The organism is Actinacidiphila sp. bgisy145 (genome assembly GCF_057708125.1).
This window is the reverse complement of sequence record NZ_JBYIRL010000038.1, coordinates 75,005-81,643: the sequence shown is the minus strand read 5'-3', so window position 1 is coordinate 81,643 and position 6,639 is coordinate 75,005. Positions and strand designations below refer to the sequence as shown.

Here is a 6,639-nt window from a genome sequence, read left to right as displayed (position 1 = left end):
CCCCCCCCCCCACACCCGCGGACCTGCGGTATTCGCCGTTCCGCGCTATCGAGTTGATCGAGTTCACGGAAGTGAACACGATTAAACAACATGTGCGCATCACGGTCCGGCAACGCATCCCCGGGGAGGCGTTGACGCCCTTCTACATGTGGCGTAGAACTACCCTGCGATTGCGATGGCGTTTCATCTTGGTGACTTCTGTTGGAAACGGATCGACGGACAGTGACGCCACGTCAGGGCTCACCCGCCGGATTTCGCCAGCGGTACACCGGATACGCCCACACACACATGGAGGCACCATGTCGGAGGTCGAGTCGTCGGGCAGCACGGGCAGCCCGCTGTCCGCGACCCGCAGGAATCTGCTCAGGGGCGTCGGGGCCGCGGGCCTCACCGCCGCGGGCGGCGGCCTGCTCGCGGCGTGCGGGGGTTCCGACAAGAAGAAGTCGGAGAGCAAGCAGCCCGTTGCGGGCAGCACGGTGACATTCGGGTCGAACTACTCCGACCCGGCTGTCAAGACCGCGTTCGCGGCCCTCACCACCGCGGCCACCGCGGCGACCAAGGTGAAGGTCAAAATCAACACGGTCGACCACGACACTTTCCAGACAAACATCACGAGTTACCTGCAAGGCACCCCGGACGACCTTTTCACCTGGTTCGCCGGATACCGCATGCAGTACTTCGCCGCGCAGGGTCTGGCCGAACCCCTCGACGACGTGTGGGAGAAGATAGGCGGCAACTTCAGCGCCGCGGCGAAAAAGCTCTCCACCGGGCTCGACGGCCACCAGTATCTGGTGCCGATCTACAACTACCCGTGGGTGGTCTTCTACAACAAGAGCGAGTTCGCCAAGCGCCACTACACGATCCCCACCACCTGGGACGAGTACGTCGCGCTGGCGAAGCAGATGAAGAAGGACGGCCTGGTCCCGATCGCCTTCGCCGACAAGGACGGCTGGCCGGCGCTCGGCACCTTCGACATCCTCAACATGCGGATCAACGGGTACGACTACCACACCAAGTTGATGACCCACAAGATCCCGTGGACCGACCAGGGTGTGCACACCGTCTTCCAGCACTGGGCCGAGATCCTGCCCTACACCCAGACCGGCGCCAACGGCCGGCTGTGGCAGGACGCCGCGAAGACGCTGGAGGAGAAGAAGGCCGGCATGATGTTCCAGGGCACCAACCAGGTCGCCGCGCAGTACGTCGCGGACAAGGCCGACCTCGCCGACCTGGACTTCTTCACCTTCCCGGCGATCAACCCGCAGTGGGGCCAGGACTACATGGACGCGCCCACCGACGGGTTCATGCTCAGCAAGAAGGCGAAGAACTCCGACGCCGCCAAGGCGATCCTGGAGTACATCGGCACCGGCGCGGCCGAGTCGACGTACCTCAAGACCGACCAGTGGGACGTCGGCCTGGTCACGGGCCTTCAGGTGCCGACCTACGACGCGATCCAGAAGAAGTCGGTGCAGGAGATCGCCAAGTGCAAGGCGGTCGCGCAGTTCATGGACCGCGACTCGGACCCGGCCATGGCCAACGCGATGATCGCGATCTGCCAGAAGTTCATCGACGACCCGAGCACGTCCAACATCACCAAGCTCCAGCAGAGCGCGGAGAAGCAGGCGAAGGCGATCTACTCCTGATGAGCGCTACGTCCCAGGGGCGTACCCCGGCGGCGGTGTCGGACAAGCCCGCGGACTCCACGTCCCCGGCCCGGCGCCGCCGCCGGCGGTTGCGCACGATGACCGTCCGCGACCGGGTCGTGGTCGCGGTACTGCTCGGCATACCCCTCCTGCTCGACCTGGCCTTCGTCTGGTTCCCGGCGATCGGCACGGTGCTGCTGTCGTTCACCAAGTGGAACGGCGTGGGCAGCCTGCACGAGAAGACCTGCCAGCCGAACATGCCGTCGATCCTCAACAACGGCTGCTGGTACGGCGTGCAGAACTACCACCAGGCCGCCACCATCTACCCCGAGTTCTGGCCCGCGGTGCGGCACAACCTGCTGTGGCTGGCGGTCTTCGTGGTGATCGCCACCCCGCTGGGCATGCTCTTCGCGGTGCTGCTCGACCGCGGTCTGCGCGGCACCCGGATCTACCAGAGCCTGCTCTTCCTGCCCGTGATGCTGTCGCTGGCGCTGATCGGCATCATCTGGGAGTTCGTCTACTCCCAGAACTACGGCCTGATCAACACGGTGATCGGCAGAAACGGCGACAGCAACGCGATCGACTGGCTGGGCAATCCGCACCTGAACCTGTGGGCGGTGCTGCTGGAGGCGACCTGGCGGCAGGCCGGGTACGTGATGATCCTCTACCTGGCCGGGCTCAAGGCCGTCGACCCGACGCTGCGCGAGGCGGCGCTGATGGACGGCGCCAACCCCTGGCAGACCTTCTGGCGGGTGATCTTCCCCGTGATGAAGCCGATCAACATCGTCATCATGGTGGTCACCGTCATCGAGAGCCTGCGCGCCTTCGACCTCGTCTACATCACCAACAAGGGCATCAACGGCCTTGAACTGCTGTCGGTGCTGGTGACCTCGAACATCGTGGGCGAGACGCAGCGGGTCGGCTTCGGCTCCGCGCTCGGCGTGGTGCTCCTGGTGATCTCCCTGGTGCCGATCACGATCTTCCTATATCAAGCGTTCCGCCGGGAGGACACCCCGTGAGCTCCGAGACCCTTACCCGGCCGCAGGCGAAGGAGCCGCGGACCGGCGGCCCCGGCGCCAAGCCGCGGCTGCGCGGGCAGATCGCCTCACAGGCGTTCCTGATCATCGCCTCGGTGCTGTGGATCCTGCCGATCCTCTTCGCCCTCTACGTGGCGGTGCGCCCCTACTCCGACACCCGCAAGTACGGCTACGTGTCGATGCCGCACCACCTGACGTTCAAGAACTTCTCGGACGCCTGGTCGCAGTCGGACATGGGGCACTTCTTCTGGAACTCGGTGCTGATCACGGTGCCGGCGGTGGTGATCGTGCTGGCCCTGGCCTCGGGCGTCGCCTTCGTGCTGGTCCGGGTCAACGTCAAGGCCAACGTGGCGCTGCTGATCCTGTTCACCGCGGGCAACCTGCTGCCGCAGCAGGTCATCATCACCCCGCTCTACCGGATCTACCTGAAGATCCCGCTGCCGCACTTCCTGGCCGACAGCGGGCTGATGTACAACTCGATCTTCGGGCTGATCGTCATCAACGTCTCCTTCCAGCTCGGCTTCTGCGTCTTCGTGCTGAGCAACTACATGAGGTCGATCCCGGGCGAGATGTACGAAGCCGCGCTCGTGGACGGCGCCGGCCTGTGGACGCGGTTCTGGCGGCTGACGGTGCCGCTGTGCCGCCCCGCGCTGGCGGCGCTCGCGACACTGCTGACGACCTGGATCTACAACGACTTCTTCTGGGCGATCACCCTGATGTCCTCGGGCGACAAACGCCCGGTGACGTCGGCGCTGGCCAACCTCCAGGGGCAGTTCGTGAGCAACCAGAACCTCATCGCGGCGGCCGCGATGATCGCGGCGATCCCGACGCTGGTGGTCTACCTCTGCCTCCAGCGGCAGTTCATCGCGGGCCTGTCGCTCGGGTCGAGCAAGGGCTGAGCGCGAAGCCGACGGGCGGGCCGACCGGGGGCTGATCGGGAGCCGGCCGGGAGGCCGGCCCGAAGCGACCCGAACCGGCGCGGAGCCGAACCGGGCGCGTCACGCGCCGTACGCCGCCAGCGCGGCCTGGAGCCTGGGCAGGTCCGGGCCGTGCGCGGCGTTCAGGCCGGTCAGCGCGCTGGTGCGGCGCAGCCGGTAGTCCACCGTGTTCGGGTGGACGTGCAGTTGCTCGGCGGTGCGCCGCCGGTCCAGCCCGCAGGCCAGGAACGTCCGCAGCGTCTCCAGCAGGTCCGCCCGGCCCTCCAGCGGGCGCAGCAGCGCGGCGAGCCGGTCGCGGGCCGGGCTGGGCAGCGTGAGCTGGTACTCCAGCAGCACATCGTCCAGCCGGTACAGGCCCGGCCCGCGCCCGCAGCCGACGGCGACCTGCCGCACCCGGGCGGCCAACCGGGCCGCCCCGGCCACGTCCTGCGGCGGCGCGGCCACCGCCGCGGCGGTCAGCGGCGCGCCGCAGGAGCGCGCCATGTCCCGCAGCAGCCCGGCCAGCCGCTCGAAGTCGGCGTCGGCGTCGGCGGGCGCGGCTGCCTCCGGGTGCGCGGCGGGCGCGGCCGGAATCAGCGCCACGCCCCCGTCGGGCGACAGCGCCGACAGCGCCTCGCCATGCGCCCAGCGGTCCAACTCCGCCCGCATCCGCCGCAGTTTGCGGCCCGCCGCGATGTTCGGATCGACGCCGCGGGCGCGCTCGTCCGGGTGCGGCGCGGCCGCCACGCTCACCACCCAGTAGCGGTCCGGCAGCCGCATGCCCGCCCGCTCGGCCGCCTGCCGCGCCGCGCCCCCGTCCAGCAGCGCCGACAGCAGCGCCTGGCGCGCGCTCTGCCGCTCGCCCAGCGCCGCCTGGCTCTCGGCGATGTAGCCGGCGAAGACCGACTCGGTGACCACGTCGAGGTAGCGCAGCAGCAGCTTCTGCGTGGCGAGCACATCCGCGAGGTCGTCCGGCCCGGCGTCGGCCAGCACCTCGTCCAGGCACTCGTACGCCCCCAGGAAGTACGCCCCGACGACCGCGTCCAGCGGGATGTGCTCCTGCGCGCGGCGCACCGCCGAGCGGTGGGTCAGCTCCAACTGGCCCGCGGTGGGCGGCTGTCCGGTCCGCAGCACCTGGGCGAAGGAGCGGATGCCGCGGACGACGACCGCGGTGATGTCGCCGCGCAGCTGCTCGGCGGGCAGCGAGGCGTAGACCGGTATCCGCTCGGTCAGGCGGGCGACCACCCGCGCGGCCAGTTCGTGGACGGAGGTGACCAGGCGCTTGTCCAGCGGGGTGCCGCCGATGGTGATCGGAGCGGGCGTCGGAGCCGGCGTCGGGGCGGGCGTCGGGGCGGGCGTCGGGGCGGCGGGGCCTGGCTCCGCCGCGGGCTGCGTCGTCACAGGGCACCTCGCGGGTTGCGGGCGCGCGGGTCGGATCGCGGAGCCGTACGCGCCCCGATACGGGACCTTCCACTATTACCTACGGGTAACCCCGGTGTGAAGTGCCGCTCCCGGCTTTGTGCGCGATCACAACCCCGCGGGTGAAAGTCTGCGCCACCGCCCCAGGCTCACCGGCGGCCGGCCCGGCCCATGATGGCGTGGTCCCGTCCCGGCAGACCCGCCGTCCCCGTCCCCCCGGTCCGGCCCACCCGCCCCGCGCGCACCGGACCGCCCCGCGCCCCCGAGCCCGCCGAAACAGCCCCGCACCCCGAGCACCCGAGCACCCGAGGAGAGCCGTGCGCAAGCCCTACGCCCTGGCCGTGACCGCCGCACTCGCCTGCACCTGCACGTTCCTGCCCGCCGCTGCCGCCTCGGCCGCGGCGCCGTCCGCCACCACCGCGCCCGGCTCGACCGTGCCGGACCAGGACCCCTTCTACGCCGCCCCCGCCGGCATCGCCTCCTACCCGGCCGGGGCGATCGTGGACAGCCGCGCCGTGCCGGACGTCAACCTCTTCGGCATCTCCGTGCCGGTGAACGCCTGGCAGATCTCCTACCGCACCAACGACTCGCACGGGCAGCCGGAGTTGGCCGTCACCACGCTGGTGGTACCCAAGGCCGCCTGGACCGGGTCCGGGAAGCGGCCGGTGGTCTCGCTCCAGACGCCCGAGGACAGCGTCGGCACCAGCTGCGCGCCCTCGTACCAGATCGCCACCGGCCAGGATGTGCAGGACGCCGCGCTCGGCGCCCAACTGCTCGCCGCGAACTGGGCGGTGGCGGTGCCGGACTTCGAGGGGCCCAAGTCGGTGTTCCTCGCCGGGCCGCAGGCCGGCCACGCCGTCCTGGACGGCATCCGCGCGGTCAAGGCGTTCAACACCGCGGGCGTCGGCTCCGCCAACCCCTGGGCGCTGGACGGCTATTCGGGCGGCGCCGAGGCGACGGGCTGGGCCGCGCAGCTCCAGCCGTCCTACGCGCCGGACGTGAAGCTGGCCGGTGCCGCGATCGGCGGGCTGCCCTCCGACCCGGCCGCCGTCGGGCGGTACATCGACGGCACCGCATTCGCCGGCTTCGAGTTCGCCGCCGCCTACGGCATCTCCACCGAGTTCCCCGAGGCGGGCATCGCCGGGCTGCTCAACGCCAAGGGCCAGCAGGACTTCGCGTCCATCAAGGGCACCTGCGAGCTGAACATCCTGCCGGCCTACGCCTTCCGCAAGCTCAGCGAAGACACGTCCGTCGCCGACCCCTTCTCCGTCCCCTCGGTCGCGGCCGTCCTGCGCACCAACACCCTCGGCACCGCCGCCCCCGCCACGCCCGTGTACGACTACCACGCCGACACCGACGAGATCGTGCCCGTCGGCCAGGACAACACCACCGTCGACAACTGGTGCGCGGCCGGCGGCACCGTGGACAAGGTCCGCGACCTGCTCGGCGAGCACGCCGAAGAGGTCGCCTTCCGGGCGGTCTCCGTCGAGATCTTCCTGGCGAACCGCTTCGCCGGCAAGCCCGCGGACAACGACTGCTGACATCTCCCCCGCGCCCTCCCCGAACCCTCCCCGCGGCCGGTCGCACCCGTCGATGCCCCACCGGCCGCGGGGGCAGGTCCGC

At 70.3% G+C, this 6,639-nt stretch carries 5 protein-coding genes; 4 read left to right on the top strand and 1 reads right to left on the bottom strand.

The window, feature by feature from the left end; all coding sequences use genetic code 11:
• The first annotated feature begins 299 nt into the window (after positions 1–299).
• The 3 genes from AC3ERT_RS28880 to AC3ERT_RS28870 all read left to right on the top strand — a co-directional run bounded on the left by AC3ERT_RS28880 (position 300) and on the right by AC3ERT_RS28870 (position 3,579).
• Entirely contained in the window at positions 300–1,643 is a 1,344-nt protein-coding gene (locus AC3ERT_RS28880; protein WP_335976452.1) for an ABC transporter substrate-binding protein, read from the top strand.
• A gap of 98 nt (positions 1,644–1,741) precedes the next feature.
• Positions 1,742–2,662, top strand: coding sequence for a carbohydrate ABC transporter permease (locus AC3ERT_RS28875; RefSeq protein WP_435135920.1), 921 nt, complete (start codon positions 1,742–1,744; stop codon positions 2,660–2,662).
• Between the two features lie 68 nt (positions 2,663–2,730).
• Positions 2,731–3,579: a carbohydrate ABC transporter permease gene (locus AC3ERT_RS28870; RefSeq protein ID WP_335976916.1), complete on the top strand. Its 849-nt coding sequence runs from the start codon at positions 2,731–2,733 to the stop codon at positions 3,577–3,579.
• Between the two features lie 99 nt (positions 3,580–3,678).
• On the opposite strand, the gene AC3ERT_RS28865 is transcribed toward AC3ERT_RS28870, so the two are convergent.
• Positions 3,679–4,998 (bottom strand): PucR family transcriptional regulator, encoded by a 1,320-nt coding sequence (locus AC3ERT_RS28865; RefSeq protein WP_435177678.1) that lies wholly within the window; start codon positions 4,996–4,998, stop codon positions 3,679–3,681.
• A gap of 335 nt (positions 4,999–5,333) precedes the next feature.
• On the opposite strand from AC3ERT_RS28865, the gene AC3ERT_RS28860 reads away from it, so the two are divergent.
• Complete coding sequence (locus AC3ERT_RS28860; protein ID WP_435135909.1) at positions 5,334–6,557, top strand: lipase family protein; 1,224 nt, start codon at positions 5,334–5,336, stop codon at positions 6,555–6,557.
• The last annotated feature ends 82 nt before the right edge of the window (positions 6,558–6,639 follow it).